Origin of the sequence: Sphingobacterium sp. CZ-UAM, assembly GCF_002000245.1 — a bacterium.
In the GTDB taxonomy this organism is placed as follows: Bacteria; Bacteroidota; Bacteroidia; order Sphingobacteriales; family Sphingobacteriaceae; genus Sphingobacterium.
The window spans coordinates 539581-558368 of record NZ_MTCM01000002.1; the positions used below are offsets into that span (position 1 = coordinate 539581).

Here is an 18788-nt window from a genome sequence, read left to right on the forward strand (position 1 = left end):
ACCTTTTTATTACCGAGCACGCAGTACCAGTACTGCCCCGATGCTCCAATAATGATCATCTTATTTTATTGCGTTGTTATTCTGAATTTTATATAGGTTGGAAAAGTATTTTTCTTTATCTTTGATATAGAACCAAAAGCCTTTAGCCTTCCACCATTAACTTGGAGATATCAACTTTTGGGGAACGGGTAATTTTTGAATTATGAAATATCTTTTTGCACTATTGCTCGGTCTACTCTTATTGTCCAGTTGTGACAAGGAAGAAGCTGATCCAGATGCTTTGGAGATGGATGGTACTGCAGCAGCGAAGAAGTTTCAATTTATTGGTCGTTCCGTAGGTTTTTCGGTCAATCAGATCTATGTGGATCAAACTATAGACAAAAGTTTTTATCTAGGGACAGTATGGGGATTAAAAGATACTTTACCTACCGTGCAACTAATGTCGTTACGTAAGCATTATAGACCGTTTAAAATTACAATTGTACCGACTACTTCCACAGTATCAAATACGAAGATCCTTCCAAGTTTTGACGGTATTCGTTCGTATGCCCGTAAAAATAAAAGTACTGAACGCACGATGTCAGGTTTTTCCATAACTGATTTCTTTGATTATGAATCTATCCGTTATCATCTCAATAATAGCTCGGACGTAGATAGTGTTTTAAAGCTTGTTGAACATCATGATTCAACAACAATCAAAAGGACATATAGCTGTTTGATGCGTAGTGAAGATATAGCATTTTCATTAACTGCACAATTCAATGAGTTTTCTTCTGCCTTTGATGGCAAAGATTTGGCGCAGCTAAAACAAACTGGGTTTAAACCCTATTATACCAATATCGTGAATTACGGTACACATTTGATTATGATGGGAGAAAGCGATTATCCTCGGATCGATTTCAAGAATGCGATCGATAAATTGTTGGACGGTAAACCATTGACTGAAAAAGAAGAATCTATCTTGAGCGCCTCGGATCTGCTTATCTACCTCCGTGGTGGTAAAAGGGAAAGTTTTATCAGACGCGAAAGTGGGCTGCAAGGAATAACGAATCTGATAGCAGAATTTAAAAAAGAGTTTGAAAAACAAAGTAATTCATTTGATTTCCCAATTAGCTATTCGCTCAGAAGTTTAACGGATTTTTCACTTTTGAAATTTTGGTATTCCTATGATTTTCTTGTTCGTGAGGAAAAAGGCAATTAGTAAAGCGAAGTCCAAAAATTTTATTTTGCCCAGTTTCCCATAATGTTATCCTTTTGATTTGGAGTACTTCTACTTGTTTTTCTGAATCGTTTTTTTTATAATTTATTGGACCGCTTTGCTGTCTTCGTTCCTTGGTTATACTGAACTACCTCCCTATGATGTTGACAACAACGTACTTAGATTTCGCTCCATTTTTAAAACGTTTGTGAATTACTATAGCTCCGTAAAAATTAGTAGCTTTATTTTTTTGAATCATGATGAAACTACGCGCTTTATTTTTTGCCTTATCGGTATCGCTGTTTAACTTATGTCTAGCCCAGCCTGCAGATACGCGTGACTATGCTAAACAGGATGACAAACCTCTTGAAATAGCCCTTTCCAAAGCGGGGAAAAATAGGGCTTCCTTGGAAAAAGTGCTCAAAGACGTGCCCGAAAATATGAAGGAAGGTGCAGTCTTCTTAATTTCCTATATGCCACAACGCGATTTGGAATCCTTGAGTAGTGATTTCTTATTGCGTAATATCGAATTCGCTTATCGGGCAAAGGAGAAGTTCCCCTGGACAAAACAACTGCCGGATTCGATTTTTTTAAATGAGGTATTACCGTATGCTGTACTTAACGAAAACCGGGATGAATGGCGTGAAGAACTCTTTAATAGGTTTTCGAAGTATGTGGAGTCTTGTAAGACGCTCCGTGAGGCTATTGCCGCTGTTAATAAAAATATTCGGGACGAAGTCAGGGTGGATTATAATACGCAAAGAAAACGACCCGATCAATCTCCTTCCGAATCCATTGACCAAGGAATGGCTTCCTGTAGCGGCCTGTCAATTCTGTTGACTGACGCGTTTCGCGCGGTCGGTATCCCTTCCCGGGTGGCTGGAACTCTAAATTGGTTTGACAATCGTGGAAACCACAACTGGTGTGAGGTCTGGATAGATGGGAAATGGTATTTTACAGAATATTACCCCGATAAAGAGTTGAATCGTTCTTGGTTCTTGGCAGATGCTGGTAAAGCGGATGCAAGTAACCGCGAGCATGCTATTTATGCCTCTTCTTTCAAAGCGGCAGAAACGTACTTTCCATTAGCTTGGGATACAAAATTGAAATATGTGAATGGAGTAAATGTAACACCTACTTATAAAGCTTTGTATAAGGAGCAACAACAACAAATCAACATAGATAATAAGCATACGGCAATTTATGTTATAGCTTATGAGAGTAAGGACAAAACGACACCGGAAGATAGGAAAAAGTGTAATGTCGATATTTTTCAAGGAAAGGATCAAGTAGGGGGAGGTTCAACCAAAGATGCAAGACAAGATGCAAACGACAGGTTGCAGTTTGCAGTGGAAAAAAACAAAATATATACGCTTAAATATAATAATAAACAAGGAACGGTGGAAAAGCAGGTGAAAGTAGACAATGAGCCTACAACAGTAACTATTTTCCTTGAATAAAAGTATACTGTTGCGACCCAATAAAGGCGAAAAGCATGAAAATCAAACCTACTTTTGAAACAAGGGCAAACATGTATGGAGTGATAAATTGAACAAACGGTTGCGTTTTGATCAGAGTTGTCAATGCTAATAATTCTCATTATTATCGTATACTATAGTAAATGAGTAATTAAATAAGATAAACTGTGAAAAGATATATATCAATTGCGGCGGCTCAAATGCTGTCTGTTCTATTATTGCCGGCACAAACGACCAAATCTGATGTATCCCTACAATTGTTGGGTACAAGAAGTTGGATCCGGGTTGATATGAAAGATGGAGACAAGGGTCTTGCGGGAGCGAGGATTTTTTGGTCAAAAACTAATAAAAAGCCTGCAGTAGCCAATGAGGTCGTAAGCGACGTTGTTGAGCGTTATTATATACAGCATGTGGATCCTGAGACAACCTATTATGTTTGGGTAGAATCTGCAGCAGGGAAGCCTTTGGCTCAAGGAAAGTCATATACCTCCAAAAGCTGGGTATTAGATGAGGCTGAACTCCAAGAAGTAAAAAGAAATCCAAGTTCAGGCGTTGTTCCTCCTGGCATGGAAATTTTTTGGCAGGATGAGTTTAATGACCAGTTGCTGAACAGGAATAAATGGACTACCAATTACTTTTCATCGCTTAACTATTTAAATGATAAATCAAAGCAGGAGATGTTGCAGGATAAATTACCTCAACCTGCCTATACGCTCAATGGATCTGCAATTAATCTTTACGTAAACGATACCATTCCAAAGCGAATTTTTACGGAAGGTGGAAATCAAAAGATTTCGTCTATTCAGACTTATGATTGGAAAACGAATGAAAATCTGTTGGACAATAGTAAAGGTGGTTATTTTGAGGTAAAAGTGCGACGCAATCGTCAGGGCAATCCGAAAGGAACAAATACTGCATTTTGGTTTGACTCGCCAGGACCTGATATTCGTTACTATCTGCAGGAAGGGACTGAGGTGGATGGAATAAAAGGAATACGTCCAAAAGGGCAACTGTTTGAAATAGATGTGTTTGAATATATCACGGCACAATTTGTCATTCATGGTCATGTTGATGCGAAAGGTGTATTTCAACGGAATCTGGCCACTCATATTGCTGAGGGCTATGAACATGTCGGTCAGTGGGTGACCCATGGGGTGCTGTGGACTCCAACGAGTATTAAGCATTATATCAATGGTGATTTAATTAAAGAATACAACAATAAAAACCAGATTTACTCACCCAATCACTTTATGAATGTGTTTTTGGGTGCATATGGATCGGAAGGTGGAGTGAATATGGAGGTCGATTATATTCGTGCCTATAACTGGCCTTTGCGAGAAGGGAATGAACTTCCGAACCCGGATTTTGAAGGAAAATCTGGTATTATACCCTGGGAAGGTGAAGGGACGATTGGAGACAGCTTAGGTGAAAAGGGAAGTAAGGCGCTCGTGCTCGCTCCGGGAAAAAAGATAGAACAATATGTTTATCTAGATCCACAGCAACAATTTAACCTTTCCTATTGGGGGAAAGGTGATCGTATAGCGGTAGCAGTGGACGATGTGACAGTAGTGACTGGGAAACTGTCAACTCTAAAGCGAGAGAGCCAGTATTTAGGTAAGCAGGGTAAAAAGCACGAAATAAGCTTTGTGACCGGTCAGGAAATCAAACCGAATAAAAAAATACTGCGAATCGCCTTTACAAACATAGGTAAAGAGATGACATATTTAGACAATATTACCTTAAAGAGAAAATAGGAGCGACAGTGGCTTATATACTGGGTAGTAACGAAAGGCTCCTGTAGATGAATAGAAATCGCTACAGGGGCCTTTTTTTGTTAAAATGTTATTGCCTCTTTTGAAACTGACCCGGAGACATGCCTGTCAAGCTTTTAAAGAAATGAGTAAAGGCGACCTGATCTTGAAATCCAAGTTGGTAGGTGGCTTGTTTGATTGTCATGGGAACAACAGCCAGTAGGCGCATGGATTCTACCAATATGTGATCTCTGATTATTTGTTTTGGCGTTATATTTAAATGGTATCGCGTCAGAATAGCGAGATAATCTGAAGATACATTTAATTTTTTTGCATAGTAAGTAACAGTATGCTCCTGATTGTAATTGAGTTCTACCAGTCGCAAAAAATCAGCTAAAACAGATAGTACTCTAAATACGCTCATATCCTCAATACGTTTTTCTAAAATCCTACTGATTTCCTGTAAAATAATTCTTGCTCTTGAGCAAATAATTTCAAGTAGCGGTCGATCCATCCCTAATTCATTCCCAATAGTTGATAGCTCATAACGAAATATTTCAAATTCCGTCGGTGTCAGGTCTTGTATGGGGTGTTTTCTGTAAAAATGTTGTCTAAAACGCAAGGCGGAACAAATCTTGTCAAAATTTATTTTGGAAATTCTTAGTTGATAGATAACGGTATAGTCCAAAATGCTGAAATGACTTTGCTGTCCCGGAAAAACTAGATGTAGTTGATGTCCCCGCATGAAATATTCATTCGAATCAATCCAGTGAACACCGCCTTTTGATTTGGACAGCGTGATAATAAAGTCATTGCTCTGGAGCTTTTTCGTACTATGGCATAAACCCTCCCATTCAGTATAGCAGGTTTCGTTATCCTTTCGTGGACCTCCAATTTTTCTGGTGATATCTTTATCAAACATTTTTTTGAGGTTAAATATGGTTATGTGTTGTTCAAGTATATGAAAAAGTTGAATAACAAAAATGAGAAAACATCTTTTGTACTATTTTTTCTAACTTTAGTACTATAAAAAAGTTGATTATTATCAAAGTTTGAATTCCTGATTTGATGAGTTGTAATTTGAACGGCTATTTCTAAGTTGTTTTTCTTGCCTCGTCGGAAATTTTTGTCTTTTTTTGAAATATGAACAGCATGGATAAAATCAAGACGTACTTCGCTTCGCTTATTGCGATGGAGGAGAAGGACTGGGATATTTTTTCTTCAAAACTTACCAAAGTCGCTTTTCCAAAACGTTCATTAATTTTAGAAATGGGTAAAACAGAGCGTTATCTGTCTTTTATTGAACGTGGTATTGTGCGGTTCAATATTCCCAAATTGGATTACGATTTTACCTTTGGCTTCGCTTTTGAGAACTCTTTTGTGAGTGCCTATGATTCATTCCTTACCCAAACGGCGTCGTCTTATAATCTTGAAGCGATTACAGATTGTGTTTTATGGCGGATTTCATTTGATGACCTGGATACGGTATATAAAACGACACAGGTGGGAAATTTTATCGGGCGGAAGGCAATCGAAGATATCTTTTTGAAAAAAATGAAACGCGAATTTACCTTATTGGAGGATTCCGCTAAAACAAGATATCTCAATCTAATGCGGGAGCAGCCTGAACTGATTAAAAATATTCCATTAAAATACCTCGCCTCATATATTGGAATCAGACCACAATCGCTGAGTAGAATCAGGAAGGAAATTTCTTAACAATTGTTCATTGATAGGGAATAGAAAGGCTCATAACTTTAAATAAAAAAGATTATGAAACCACTTTTTGTTTTACTTACAGTATTTCTCATCAGCAATTTCGCTATACGACAGTCTAAGGGCGATATGGATTACCATTTGGCTGGAAAAATAGCCCTTGCCATAACATTGCTGTTTACTTCCCTTGGACACCTCATCTACACAAAGGGTATGGTGTTGATGCTCCCTGATTTCATCCCGTTAAAGAAGGAATTAATCTATGCGACCGGATTATTGGAGGTCATGGCAGCTTTCGGTTTATTTATACCATCTTTAAGTCGTCTTACGGGGATGCTTTTAATTGTCTTTTTTATATTGATACTACCGACAAATATATATGCGACTATGAGGCACCTGAACTATGAAACTGCAACTTTTGATGGGAGAGGTCCGGCTTATCTATGGTTTAGGATTCCTTTTCAATTGCTATTGATCGGCTGGACTTGTTATTTTGTTTTACGTTAATTTACGCTACTCTTAACCTAAAGATAGCAATAAATTAATATTAGAATGTTTAGTTTTATTTAACAATGTTTTATTTTTGCTAAACATTTAAAGGTGAATAATGAGAGAAGCGATTAAGATGGTGGTATTTGATATGGCAGGTACTACTGTAAATGAGGATAATATAGTTTATAAAACCCTTCAGCAGGCGATAAATAAGGTCGGTGGCTATCAACTTACATTGACTGAAGTGTTGGAGCATGGGGCAGGTAAAGAGAAATTACAGGCCATTAAAACCGTTCTAAAAAATTGCCTCAATATTGTTGACGACCGATTGGCGGAGCAGATGTTCCAATCATTTTTGCAAGCACTTGAAAACGCCTATGAGGTAGCAGACATTTATCCGAATTCAAATGCCAATGAACTTTTTGCGATTTTGAAGGAAATGAATATACTTCGGGTATTAAACACGGGATATGATCGCAAAACAGCGGAATCCCTTTTGAAAAAGCTTAATTGGGTTGTCGGACGAGATATTGATGCATTGATTACGGCATCCGATGTGCCTAAAAATAGACCATATCCGGATATGATTGATCTTGCAAGAGCAAATTTTGCAATGGCAGACTCCCCAGGTGTGGTGAAAATAGGAGACTCGATTATTGATATAAAGGAAGGCCAGAATGCTGGTTGTGCTTTAAGTATCGGTATTACGACAGGAGCCCATCATGCCGATCAGCTAAAGTCAGCTAATCCGGATTACATCATAGATGATCTATTGGAAATTGTACCCATTATAGAAAAATACAATATCTCAAGTCAGGTGGTTTAAGGAAATGAAGAAAGGATAAAATGAAATAAAGCAGAAAGAGACCGGATAACCGGTCTCTTTCTGCTTCAATAGATCGATCCAAATTTGATCATCTATTGCATTTGTATACCTTCCATGGAATTCTGGTTTTTATTTTTCTTGAACATATTCATATCCATTTTGCCAAAACGATAAGATAGGTTCAATTTGACAAGCTGCGGATTGGAGAGACGGTAATACTCTTGGTAGAAACCATCGCCCGAAGAGATTATGGTATTTCCACGGGTTCTAAAGATATCGTTTACTGCCAATGTCACGGAAGCGGCCTGGTTTTTCAAGAAACTTTTCTTGATGGCAAAATCGATTCCATAAAAAGGCTTAATGTACCCCTGAGAGGAACTTTGGGCCTGATTCATCGGTGGACCAAAGGTTTGATTTTGTGTGACCGGCATATTTGTTTTTCCTTGGTATTCAAAAGCGAGTTGGAGGTTCCAGTTCTTTTTGAGATTGAACGTATTATTCAATTTCCCAAATACGGTCCACATACCTTCTGTTGCTGTCTTGTCGTCGATTTCAATTTTTGAATTGTAGAAATTGAGATCTGCTGTCAGATCCCACCATGTTTTTAAATTATTGGTATAGGTAAACTCAGCCCCATAGTTCCTGCTAGAATTTGCATTAATATAGGTGTTGATGAAATCCATTTTATCTGTAATGGGATTGAGTTCCTGTGTCAGGTACCGGGTGATCAGATTAGTGGTTTTTTTGTAATAGACTGAGGCTAAGAAGGTGCCTTTGCCCTGTGTCCGGCTATAAGACAATTCGCCCGAGGTTGTAAACTCTGGAACGAGGTCAGGATTACCACGTGTAATATTTAAGCTGTCAGTATAATCAACAAATGGAATTAGCTGAAAGAAGTTAGGACGATTGACACGACGTGTTACACTCATCTGTAGCTGATCTTTCTCCGTCAGTTTCTTACTCAGGAATAGGGATGGAAAGAGACTAAGTGGGTATTTATTATGAAATTTTTGCTTTGTATTGATTAGCTCACCGTCATAGGTGGAATTTTCTACACGTAAACCGACTTTATAAGATACCCAGTCCTTGAGGTCGCCACCAATTGAGGCATAAGCGGCATAGACCGTATTTTTATTATCGTAATTGGCTGACGCAGCACTGATATCTTTATACTCATCTTCATCGCGGGCTTTAAGCGTGTTGCTATTCAGATTTTTGAGCTTGTTGATCTGTGCACGAACTCCCGTCTCAAGTTTCATCCCATTTTTGAATGGTTTAACATAATCAGCCTGTACGGTCATAAATTTATTGTCGCCAGATCCAACGTTCTTTTGGATCTGAGAACCAATGATTCCATTATTATCTTCTAAATAATTAGTCGTGTAGGTTCCGTTAGATTTGTTTGTTCCACCGAAATAATTAAAGTCTACGGTCAACTCTTCACCTTCGGTTTTGAATTTCTGAACAAGGCCCGCCTGTAAACCTCTAGGTTTGAAACTACGTTCGGATTCTGAAATTCTATTGCTATTGCCTTGTGATTCCGTCTTTATCATGGTGTTTTCATTGGGGCGAAATTTGCCCTGAACTAGGACACCAGCAACAGACACAGTTGTACGGGGACTAAGGTCATAGTCTACCCCGAGCCTACCGAAGCTGATCATTCCTTTTGTTTTACCTTCGATATCCTGATTAACGGTAGATTTAACGCCATCAATTGTGCTTTCCCGATAGCTATCACCTTCGGTATTCGTCCGCATGCGCATATTCATTCCCGTTAGGGATATGTTGAATTTGTTTTGACGCAAATTTAGACTTCCCATAAAATTGGTTCCGCCAAAACGATCCGCTCCAAGGGTAAGCATACCATTGTAACCTGTTTTTTTATTCTTTTTCAGGATAATGTTTAAAATTCCGGCCATACTCCCCGAGGCATCGTATTTAGCGGAAGGGTTGGTGATAATTTCGATCTTTTCGATCACGTCAGTAGGTATTTGGTCTGGCGTTAGTGTGGTCGGTTTGCCATCGACAAAAATAGTCGGTGCGGCATTCCGGAGCTTGACATTCCCATCTATATCAACTTGTACAGAAGGCATATTGCGCATGACATCGATAGCAGTACCACCTGCTGCTACAATATTCTTTTCTACATTGTAGACTTTTTTGTCGATATCCATTTCAAGTAAAGCTTTACGACCAGTGACCGTGACTTCGTCTAGCTTTCGATTATCATTCTCCAAGGTGATTGTGCCAAGGTTCTTATCCAGCACTTTGCTATCAGATCCATACTCGACCACAATATCTTTAGGGGTGTAACCTACTGAGCTTATTTTTAATTTCCATTTGTCTTTGGGGGAAAGTGCGGTAAAACTAAATTTTCCATTTTCAAGTGAACTCGTGCTTTTGAATAAGATTTCCCGCTCTTTGCCCGTAGATTGTTCCGGGATTACCCGTAGCAGATTGACAGAAGCCTGTGCGATTGGTTTGCCCTGAAGGTCTATCAGTTGACCTGAGAGTTTACCTTCTGCAACGGAGAAACTGCCGGGACGGCCACCGGGAGCTGTTTGGGCATGTAATGAGGCAACAGCGGTTGCCAATAAGAGTGCTGATATAATTTTTTTCATTTTTTCTTTGCTATGCGGATCAATAGCTGGTGTTGGACAAATTGACCCCAAGCAAATTTGTAAATGATTTTTATTCTACACAATTATCTGTAGACCGACGGGCCTAATGTGTAGACGAATGGCTGTTATCGAATGCTGTTATCTTTGCCCACAGGCCCTTTTGTCTGAAATTGCTCCATATTTTTGACATATTTTTTGCCAATCGGCAGTTCTACTTCAGGTAATATAAGTTTTGCAACTGTGCAATGCTCGATCCTATTTTTGTTGACGATAAAGGAATTGTGTATTCGGAGGAAATTTCCCGTTGGCAACAATTTTTCCATGCCACGTAAATTGCTTCGGGTTAACAATGGAGCCGGCCGGTCAATCAAATAGATTTTTACGTAATCTTTTAGACCTTCGATATAACTGATTTCCTGGAGAAAGATCTTGGTTTTTTTATACTCTACATGCACAACAATATGGTCTTTTTCGATATGGTGTTTGTTTCGTAGCGTCATCATATCCTCTACTTTTCGAACCGCAGCCGTGAGCCGTTCTTTTGAAATAGGCTTCAAAAGATAATCTACTGCATTTAATTCAAACCCCTCAACAGCATATTGATGGTAGGCAGTTGTAAATATGATTAAAGGCGGGTTTTTCAGCTCCCTGACAAATTGTGTTCCTAGTTGTTCTGGCATCTGGATGTCCAGAAAAATGAGATCGACCGAATGATTTTTTAGGTAGTCAGCAACATCCACAGGGGCATTAAATTTCTTTAGAATTTCAATTTGATCAAAACTCAATAGATCGTCCTCCAGCAAATTAAGCGCGAATGGTTCGTCATCAATAAGTATACATCTAATCTTCATCTGTCATTAGTCTGAGTGCAACTTCAAAATAATCATCCGCTGTCCTATTAATGGAGAGATCATGACGATTGGGATAAAGCAGCTGTAAACGTCGTTTTACGTTTGCCAATCCAATACCTTCATTGGTTGGAGGCTTGGAATGCTGTAATATTTTATTAACCGATTTAAAAACTAGTCCACCTTGAATATCGATGAATTGAAACTTTATATAGGGTGCATCTTTACTATTCACACCATATTTGAACGCATTTTCTACAAAATGAATAAATAATAAAGGCGGGATCATTCTATTCTTAAGGGTACTTTCGGTTTGCAGGTCAACTTCACCAGCAATAGGAAGCCTTAATGTCTGCAAGGCAATGAAGTTGTGCATGTGGTCAATTTCTTTGAATAGTTCGATTTTTGGCCCATCAACTTCATAAAGAATATAGCGCAGCATTTCGGATAATTTGACGATTGTGCCCTCGGAATCGGGAGATTGTTTGCGGATCAGCCAGCGGATATTGTTGAGCGTGTTGAATAAAAAATGTGGACTAATTTGGAGTTTCAAAATAGTCAGTTCAGCTGTTGTCTTTTCTAATGCAATTTGCTTATTAAGTTCCTTCTGTCTAGCTTGTTCATTATAAAGGAAGATCATGGACGAAGTGATCATACACAGAGAGTAGATAATACCTGGACCTACTACAAGTCGCACAAATAGGATATTCTCTTTTTTAAAATGTGCTAATTCTCCGTTTGGGTTGAAATAAACGATGGCATAATTGAGCATGACGTAGGCCACAAAACCTAGTGCGATGAATAGGATAAAAATCTTTCGGTGACCAAAGAAGTACTTCGGTGCAACAACATAACAATGCAGATAAAAGTTGCTTGCGAGGAAGACGATATTGCTGAGATGTGATAGCGCTGAGTAGATTTTGAAATCTGCAATTTTATCGGGCTGATAGAGATAAGTAATAAAAGGGAGTAATAGCAGGATGGTCCATATCACTAGGTGTAAATAGAATTTTCTTAAGAATTTACTGATCATGATGCGCTCTTCAATTTGTGCTATTATTGGAATGTAATCAAAAGTATAAAAATATTTGCGATAGTAATACGATATCGATGGCAGGGAATGGTATAAATTTTAGTTTAAATTGTTATGTCTCGAAATATTTAGGGACATTGATTATTGCGTTTGTGTAGACTCTTCAAAATAGTTTTGTATTTTGCATACATAAACTTGATAAGGTGAAATTCAATCCAAACCGATATACGATAATGCCTTATAGGCGATGTGGGAAAAGTGGGATCCTATTACCGGCTATTTCCTTAGGATTATGGCAAAATTTTGGCGATATCGATCAAACAGAAGTGTTTAGGCAGACCCTACGTACGGCTTTTGACAATGGTATCACGCATTTTGACCTCGCCAATAATTATGGTCCACCTCCCGGTAGTGCGGAGCGAAATTTTGGCGCTATACTGAGCTCAGATTTTGTTGGACATCGCGACGAACTTTTGCTGTCGACCAAAGCGGGATACACCATGTGGGATGGTCCTTATGGCGATTGGGGAAGCCGTAAATATTTGATGGCAAGCCTTCATCAGAGCTTAAAACGTCTAAAACTTGACTATATTGATATTTTCTATCATCATCGACCTGACCCACATACAGCACTTGAAGAAACGATGAGTGCATTAAGTGATATTGTACGGCAGGGGAAAGCCCTGTATGTCGGTTTATCAAACTATCCTGCGGATTTAGCAAAGAAGGCAATTGCTATATTGCAGGATCTTAGATGCCCTTGTCTGATCCATCAACCAAAGTACTCGATGTTGGTGCGTAACCCAGAAGAGGGCCTGTTGGACGTGCTGGACGAGGAAGGGGTAGGCATGATTGCTTTCTCTCCTTTGGCACAGGGATTACTGACCAATAAATATTTGCAAGGTAATATTCCAACCGATTCCCGGGCCTCAAAAGAACACTTTTTAAAGAGTACTGCAATTACGTCGGATCTGATAACAAAATTGTCTGCTTTGAACGAACTGGCATTGCAACGCGGACAATCGCTGGCTCAAATGGCAATTGCATGGTTATTGAAGGATAAACGCCTGACTTCGGTTCTGGTTGGAGCACGAAACAGTGAACAGTTGACTGATTCATTAAAGTCGCTCGACAATTTGAGCTTTAGTCCGGAGGAGCTTAAGCGGATAGAAGCTATTCTTACTACAACTTAATTTTTTTTGATGGATGGTAAATTTCAACGTGTATGTCGGTGTTTAAAGCTAAACTGGAGCTAATAGGAATCAATCCTTTTGTTTTTGTCCCCGATGATGTATTGCATCTGCTCTTTGAAGAAGCTGGGGTCGACAAGGGATATATCCCTATTAAAGGAACAGTAAATGGAAAAGATTACAAACAGACTTTATTGCGTTATCAGGGAGCTTGGCGATTGTATATCAATACGGAGATATTGCCAAATTCACCTAAACGAATCGGTGAAATCTTGGAGTTATCTGTTGTTTTTGATCCGGAAGACCGAAGTCTGCTTCCGCATCCCAAACTAGAGCAGGCATTAGTAGAAAATGAAGAAGCTAAAACAGTCTTTGACCGTTTGGCACCATCTAAAAGAAAAGAGATTATCCGTTATATTTCTTTTTTAAAGACCGATGACAGCCGACGTAAAAATATTGAAAAGGCAATCGGATTTTTGCTTGGTAACAACAGATTTATTGGGCGTGAAAAACCTTGATAAAAAGAATTTATTGGAAGATTGGATCAACAAAAATAAAATGGAAAAAGCAAAGGTAAGATGGGGAATCATTGGCTGTGGGGATGTTACAGAAAAAAAGAGTGGACCTGCGTTCAATAAAGTTAAAGATAGTCAATTGCTTGCTGTCATGCGCAGAGACGCCGCTAAAGCCGCCGATTATGCCCAGAGGCATCAGGTTCCTGATTGGTACTCGAAGGTCGAAGACTTGTTGGACAATCCATCGTTGAATGCCATTTATGTTGCGACCCCACCATCTTCGCATTTTGACTATGCATTGAAGGCGCTAAAAGCTGGGAAAAATGTCTATGTTGAGAAACCCGTTACATTAAATGCGGAGGAAGCTAGATTGCTATTGGAGGCTGTTAGAAAAACAAATGGCAAACTCGTTGTTGCGCATTACCGCAGACAATTGCCCATGTTTCTCAAAGTAAAAGAATTGCTGAAGGTCGGACAGATTGGAGCGATCCGAACTGTTCAGCTTCGACTATGGCAGAGCCGATCACCAGAACTGGTGACTACAGGCGCAGCAGATTGGCGTACAGATCCAACTATCTCTGGAGGCGGATATTTTTTTGATCTTGCTCCACATCAATTGGATCTGATGCTGTATTTCTTTGGTACCCCGCTTTCTTATGATGGATTTAGCCAAGTTCAGGACGGGGCAAGTGATGTTGTTGATCACACGACTGGAACCATCTTGTTTGAGAATCAGATCATCTTTAATGGGAGCTGGTGTTTTAATGTCCGATCAGAAGACAACATAGATCGCTGTGAAATTGTGGGTAGCGAGGGAAAAATCACCTTTTCGATATTTGGCAATTCTATTTTGTTAAGATCTGATCAGGGAGAAAAAGAATTCGTATTTGACCATCCTGATCATATCCAATATCCAATGATCGCAAGTACAGTTGCCTTTTTTGAGGGTAAAGGGCCAAACCCTGCCTCAATGGAGGAGGCTTTGACCCTAATGGAAATAATGGATTGTTTCTCAAAGAAAGAAATTAAGCCATTTCATACGCGCAAATAAATGCAAGGATACAATTAATAGATGGCTACGGGATTTACGTTTACCTGTGTAGAACCAACATAAAGAGGCTGACCCAAAACAAATAGAAATTCCCATACGCCTTCTTTTACCAATGCCCTCGTATCGATCAGCTCGAGATTGTATATTCCGCACTTGGCCAATAAGAATTGATTGATTGGAAATTCTTCATTGGTTTTTGGGTTAGGATATACTTCCGATGTCCAAGTGTCTCCGCCGAATGCTATTATGCCTTGATCCGCTAACCATTTTGCTGCCTCCATGCCAATACCCGGTTCAGTTTCCAAAAATTGTTTATTGTCATGTCCGATGAGTTCGAGCCAGCCTGTATTGAACAGCACAACATCACCTCTTTCGATACGGATTCCCTGTTTTTTTAATACGGCCTGAATATCAGAAACTGTAAATTCCGTACCACCCGGCACAATTTTCTGTCCATAATAGGTTGTCATATCCAATACAACTGCGCGGGCCACCAATGGTGGAACTTTTTCTATGCCTAGTTTTTTCACTCCTTCCACTGAAACAAAATCCTGGGCCTTATTTCCATTGTAGTAAACATTGTCGATACCGATATGTCCGATGCCGTTTAGCTGGGTTCCTACTCCCGTCCAGGCATTAACCAATTCATCATTAAAACTGAATTTATTGCGGCCCAATGTCGTGCCGGCCTGCTCTCCGGGTTGTATATTGTACAAATTGAAACTACGGTGACGAAAAGCGGGTAGTTGTTTACTAACAGGTACAGCTAGAGGTACTGTAATCCCTTTTTTAACAAGTTTAACCGCTTGAAGAACGGAAGCGTTGCTTATTAAATTTGCCGCACCTATTTCATCGCTTTTGCCATAGAAAGATTCATACCAACTATGATCATTGGGGTCTATGAGAAGTGAGCGTTTTTGAGCTTTGCCTTGCAAGGCTGCTATGGACAGCATTCCTAAAAGGAATGCTGTGATCTGATTTATTTTTTTCATCTTGTTTTTTAGATTTTTGATAGGGCGTCGTTGATCAATGACAATTCATTTGGAGCCAGATCGATTGCTGCAGCCTGTGCATTTGCTATGGCCTGTTCTGCGTTTCTGGCACCGGCCAATACAACGGTAATTGCTGGCTGCAGGCTAGTCCATCGTAATACAAGCTGTGAAAGAGTGACACCTTTGTCGACAGCAATAGGGCTAATGGTATCTAAGAATGTTTTTACTTTGGCGAGATCAAATTGCTGGAAATAGCCATTGCGATGATCATTTTCTTTCAATTTACCTTCACTAAAGTATTTACCTGTAAGCAGGCCACGTTCCATTGGGCTATACACAATAATGCCTAAATCATGCTGTTGTGCATAAGGCACAAGATCTTGCTCAATGCCACGGTTTAGCATGCTGTAACCGACCTGATTGCTTGCGATTTGGATTGAATGCTGAGCTTCCGAAACCTGTTCAACACTGTAGTTGCTCACACCTGCAGCACGAATTTTCCCCTGTTGTAAAAGGAGATCTAATGCCTCCATTGTTTCAGAAATAGCTGTAGTATTGTCTGGCCAATGGATTTGTAATAGATCAATATAGTCTGTTTGTAGCCGTCTTAGACTGTCTTCCACTTCCTTGATCACGCTCGCTTTGGATGCATACTTGTAAATAGGGATCGTTTTTCCATTTTCCTCAGCATCAAAGAAAAATTCACCTTTACCTTGATTACTTCCGTCCCATACCAGTCCGAATTTGGTTAGCAACTGAATTTTAGAACGATCGTAACCCTTTATCGCTTCGCCTATCATCTCCTCACTTAAACCGAAACCGTAGAAAGGAGCTGTATCGAGCGTGGTAACACCATGATCTATGGAAGCTCGTACCGACTCGATAGAGTCTTTTTTCTCATTGCCACCCCACATATTTCCACCAATGGCAAAAGCGCCATAAGTAATTGCTGATAATTCTAAATCTGTTTTTCCTAATTTTCTGTATTCCATTTCTTATTATTTTAATTTTTGGTTTATCCTCCGCATATTTTATAAAAATAAAAAGGAGTGACTTCCCCAATCCAATGATTTGAATGATTGCAACAAAGGTAGAAGTGTTCTTTCTATTATTAAAATAAGTTAAATTGCATTTATGTATAATAATTATTATAGTTTACACTCCTTTTTCTTAGCTTGAATTTTATTTCCCTTTGTATATCAGAAGATAAAAGGTAAATTAAAGGGACCAAAAGTGAACTTAGGCACAAGAAGCAGTAAAGAAAAATCGAACCCATTGTTAAATAAATTATGTGGATAGAAGAAGAATTTAAACCTGATGCCATCATTATCGGGACTGGTCTGGCAGGGTTAACTGCGGCAATGGAAATTACCAATGCTGGAAAAAAGGTACTTCTATTGGATCAAGAGACTGAAAAAAATATCGGAGGACAGGCATTCTGGTCCTTTGGCGGTTTATTTCTCATCAATTCACCGCAACAACGTCGTATGGGAATCAAAGATTCTTTGGAGTTGGCGCAACAAGATTGGTTTGGCACTGCTGAATTCGATCGAACCGAAGACTATTGGCCCCGTCAATGGGCAGAAGCCTATTTGAAATTCGCGGCTGATGAGAAATACGCCTATGTAACCAGGTTGGGTATTAAATTCATGTTTATGGTTGGCTGGGCTGAGCGAGGAGATGGTACTGCTCATGGCCATGGTAATTCGGTGCCTAGATTTCATGTCAGTTGGGGAACAGGTACAGGTGTTGTTAAACCATTTATAGAAAAGGCTTATGCAGCAGAAAAAAAAGGGCTATTACAGTTTAAATTCAGGCATCGTGTTATGAAGCTAATAACGGAAAATAACACTGTAACAGGAGTGTCTGGTGATATTCTCGAAGATGATGATCAGGAACGTGGAGCAGCGACCAATAGAAATGTGGTCAACACATTTGAGTACCGTGCTCCAGATGTTATCATTGCTTCGGGCGGACTTGGAGCCAATCACGAGCTAGTTCGGAAGAACTGGCCGGAACGATTGGGGAAAGCACCCGCACATATGATTTCAGGCGTGCCAGCCTATGTGGATGGAAAGATGATCGGTATAGCCGAAGAAGTCGGTGCACATATGATCAATAAAGACCGGATGTGGCATTATACAGAGGGGATTGAGAACTGGAATCCGATTTGGCCGAATCATGGTATCCGTATCCTGCCTGGGCCGTCCTCACTTTGGTTTGACGCAAAAGGAAATAGACTTCCAGCACCATTCTTACCTGGGTTTGACACATTAGGTACCCTAAAGCATATCCAAGATAGTGGATATTCCTATTCTTGGTTTATTCTGACGCAAAAAATCATTAAAAAAGAATTTGCACTTTCTGGCTCCGAACAAAACCCAGATATCACCAATAGAGATTATAAACTCTTCCTCAAACGAATTTTTGGTAAAAAGGCGCCAGGCCCAGTTGAAGCCTTCAAGGAGAATGGTGTGGATTTTATCGTTTCTGACACATTATCGGAATTGATACGCAAGATGAACCTCCTCTCCGGTGACGATCTGTTAAATTATGAATCTATTGAATCACAGATCGTAGCGAGAGATAGTGAATTGGATAACAAATTCTCTAAAGATACGCAGGTCAATTATATCCGTAGTACGCGGAAATATCTTGGCGATAGACTCGGACGGGTTTCAGCTCCGCACAAAATATTGGATCCGAAAAATGGACCATTGATTGCCGTACGGCTCCATGTGCTGACGCGTAAAACGTTAGGCGGACTTAAAACCAATCTTGACGCGCAGGTTTTGACAGTCGATGACAATCCTATCAAGGGATTGTATGCTGTAGGCGAGGTAGCAGGTTTTGGAGGCGGTGGTATGCACGGGTACAGAGCACTGGAAGGGACATTTTTAGGTGGTTGCATTTTTTCGGGCATGAAAGCGGGGAGACATATTGCTGGTAAAGCCAATCGCCCATAACCCAGTAGTTTCTCGTTAATGCCGTCAAAACCTTAACGATGAAACAAGGATTGTCGTTATTTTGCCTAATCTTCAAGATTAAATCTTATATTAGTTATTTCTAGGGAAAGT

At 39.6% G+C, this 18788-nt stretch carries 16 protein-coding genes; 10 read left to right on the forward strand and 6 right to left on the reverse strand.

Annotation, left to right across the window (positions count from 1 at the left end; translation table 11 throughout):
- Positions 1-202: 202 nt before the first annotated feature.
- The 3 genes from BWD42_RS12370 (at position 203) to BWD42_RS12380 (ending at position 4430) form a co-directional block, all read left to right on the forward strand.
- On the forward strand, positions 203-1201 hold the full coding sequence (locus BWD42_RS12370) for a hypothetical protein (RefSeq protein ID WP_077436695.1): 999 nt from the start codon (positions 203-205) through the stop codon (positions 1199-1201).
- Between the two features lie 254 nt (positions 1202-1455).
- A complete protein-coding gene (locus BWD42_RS12375) occupies positions 1456-2658 on the forward strand; it encodes a transglutaminase-like domain-containing protein (RefSeq protein ID WP_217700067.1) in 1203 nt (400 codons plus the stop codon).
- Positions 2659-2843: 185 nt separating this feature from the next.
- A complete protein-coding gene (locus tag BWD42_RS12380; RefSeq protein WP_217700068.1) occupies positions 2844-4430 on the forward strand; it encodes a glycoside hydrolase family 16 protein in 1587 nt (528 codons plus the stop codon).
- Positions 4431-4518: 88 nt separating this feature from the next.
- Here the strand turns inward: BWD42_RS12380 and BWD42_RS12385 are convergent, their stop codons facing one another.
- The gene (locus BWD42_RS12385) at positions 4519-5349 is read right to left on the reverse strand and encodes a helix-turn-helix domain-containing protein (protein WP_077436697.1); all 831 of its coding nucleotides are present in this window, start codon (positions 5347-5349) and stop codon (positions 4519-4521) included.
- Positions 5350-5579: 230 nt separating this feature from the next.
- Here BWD42_RS12385 and BWD42_RS12390 point away from each other — a divergent pair, with 230 nt between their 5' ends.
- The 3 genes from BWD42_RS12390 to BWD42_RS12400 all read left to right on the forward strand — a co-directional run bounded on the left by BWD42_RS12390 (position 5580) and on the right by BWD42_RS12400 (position 7461).
- Positions 5580-6146, forward strand: a complete 567-nt coding sequence (locus BWD42_RS12390) for a Crp/Fnr family transcriptional regulator (protein ID WP_077437004.1) — start codon at positions 5580-5582, stop codon at positions 6144-6146.
- A gap of 54 nt (positions 6147-6200) precedes the next feature.
- Positions 6201-6650, forward strand: coding sequence for a hypothetical protein (locus BWD42_RS12395; RefSeq protein WP_077436698.1), 450 nt, complete (start codon positions 6201-6203; stop codon positions 6648-6650).
- A gap of 100 nt (positions 6651-6750) precedes the next feature.
- Positions 6751-7461 (forward strand): HAD hydrolase-like protein, encoded by a 711-nt coding sequence (locus BWD42_RS12400; RefSeq protein WP_077436699.1) that lies wholly within the window; start codon positions 6751-6753, stop codon positions 7459-7461.
- 92 nt (positions 7462-7553) lie between these two features.
- Here the strand turns inward: BWD42_RS12400 and BWD42_RS12405 are convergent, their stop codons facing one another.
- The 3 genes from BWD42_RS12405 to BWD42_RS12415 form a co-directional block, all read right to left on the reverse strand.
- The gene (locus BWD42_RS12405) at positions 7554-10082 is read right to left on the reverse strand and encodes a TonB-dependent receptor domain-containing protein (protein ID WP_077436700.1); all 2529 of its coding nucleotides are present in this window, start codon (positions 10080-10082) and stop codon (positions 7554-7556) included.
- Positions 10083-10207: 125 nt separating this feature from the next.
- Positions 10208-10933 (reverse strand): LytR/AlgR family response regulator transcription factor, encoded by a 726-nt coding sequence (locus BWD42_RS12410; protein WP_077436701.1) that lies wholly within the window; start codon positions 10931-10933, stop codon positions 10208-10210.
- Positions 10923-11963, reverse strand: coding sequence for a sensor histidine kinase (locus BWD42_RS12415; protein WP_077436702.1), 1041 nt, complete (start codon positions 11961-11963; stop codon positions 10923-10925). The genes BWD42_RS12410 and BWD42_RS12415 overlap by 11 nt, the downstream gene beginning before the upstream one ends.
- A 233-nt stretch (positions 11964-12196) precedes the next feature.
- Here BWD42_RS12415 and BWD42_RS12420 point away from each other — a divergent pair, with 233 nt between their 5' ends.
- Genes BWD42_RS12420 through BWD42_RS12430 form a run of 3 tightly spaced genes read left to right on the forward strand, consistent with a single transcriptional unit; the run spans position 12197 to position 14719 of the window.
- Complete coding sequence (locus BWD42_RS12420) at positions 12197-13156, forward strand: aldo/keto reductase (RefSeq protein WP_139351163.1); 960 nt, start codon at positions 12197-12199, stop codon at positions 13154-13156.
- Positions 13157-13188: 32 nt separating this feature from the next.
- Positions 13189-13671 (forward strand): YdeI/OmpD-associated family protein, encoded by a 483-nt coding sequence (locus tag BWD42_RS12425; RefSeq protein WP_077436704.1) that lies wholly within the window; start codon positions 13189-13191, stop codon positions 13669-13671.
- Positions 13658-14719: a Gfo/Idh/MocA family protein gene (locus BWD42_RS12430; protein ID WP_254846228.1), complete on the forward strand. Its 1062-nt coding sequence runs from the start codon at positions 13658-13660 to the stop codon at positions 14717-14719. The genes BWD42_RS12425 and BWD42_RS12430 overlap by 14 nt, the downstream gene beginning before the upstream one ends.
- Before the next feature lie 14 nt (positions 14720-14733).
- Here the strand turns inward: BWD42_RS12430 and BWD42_RS12435 are convergent, their stop codons facing one another.
- Together BWD42_RS12435 and BWD42_RS12440 are read right to left on the reverse strand one after the other, a co-directional pair.
- Positions 14734-15711 (reverse strand): cyclase family protein, encoded by a 978-nt coding sequence (locus BWD42_RS12435; RefSeq protein WP_077436705.1) that lies wholly within the window; start codon positions 15709-15711, stop codon positions 14734-14736.
- Positions 15712-15719: 8 nt separating this feature from the next.
- A complete protein-coding gene (locus BWD42_RS12440) occupies positions 15720-16703 on the reverse strand; it encodes an aldo/keto reductase (protein WP_077436706.1) in 984 nt (327 codons plus the stop codon).
- 297 nt (positions 16704-17000) lie between these two features.
- Here BWD42_RS12440 and BWD42_RS12445 point away from each other — a divergent pair, with 297 nt between their 5' ends.
- The gene (locus BWD42_RS12445) at positions 17001-18677 is read left to right on the forward strand and encodes an FAD-binding dehydrogenase (RefSeq protein ID WP_077436707.1); all 1677 of its coding nucleotides are present in this window, start codon (positions 17001-17003) and stop codon (positions 18675-18677) included.
- The last annotated feature ends 111 nt before the right edge of the window (positions 18678-18788 follow it).